This is a genomic window from Microbacterium sp. ISL-103, assembly GCF_018613995.1.
Lineage (GTDB): Bacteria > Actinomycetota > Actinomycetes > Actinomycetales > Microbacteriaceae > Microbacterium.
Window position 1 is genome coordinate 4,808 of sequence record NZ_JAGGPD010000171.1, and the last position, 421, is coordinate 5,228.

Annotated in this window: 1 protein-coding gene; it reads right to left on the bottom strand. The window is 68.9% G+C overall.

Annotated features, from left to right (window positions below; all coding sequences use genetic code 11):
- Positions 1-369, bottom strand: a 369-nt coding sequence (locus J7E68_RS07115) for a DUF222 domain-containing protein (RefSeq protein WP_311416592.1), incomplete at its 3' end; no start/stop codon positions are given.
- Positions 370-421 lie beyond the last annotated feature (52 nt).

Genomic DNA, 421 nt, shown 5'->3' on the forward strand with positions numbered 1-421 from the left:
ATGCACGGTGAACACCCGGTCAGTGGGCGTGAGCCCGATGATGCGACCCTCGTCGAACAGGACCCGTTGGATCGCCCCCGCGCACGCGACCTGCGCGGCGACCGAGACGGGGACGTGGGCACCGGATCCGGGGATCGTCGCCCACCCGGTGTTGCGGCTCGTCCCGAAGGTGGCACCCGGTCCGAAGGCTGAGCCCGCGGCGTGAGAGGCGTGAGTGGCGGGGTTCGCGAGGTCGTGGGCGTCGACGTTGACGACGAGGACCGGGGATGCACCACCGAGCGTGGGCATGTCTTTGTGACGGGCAGCGATCACCACCACCGCCGCGAGAGCATCATGACGCTTCTGCGCCGCAGTGCGGTCATCGATCACGCACCGCGGATCAGAGTTGAACGGATCAGCACCCTCCCCCTCGGCATCCGCA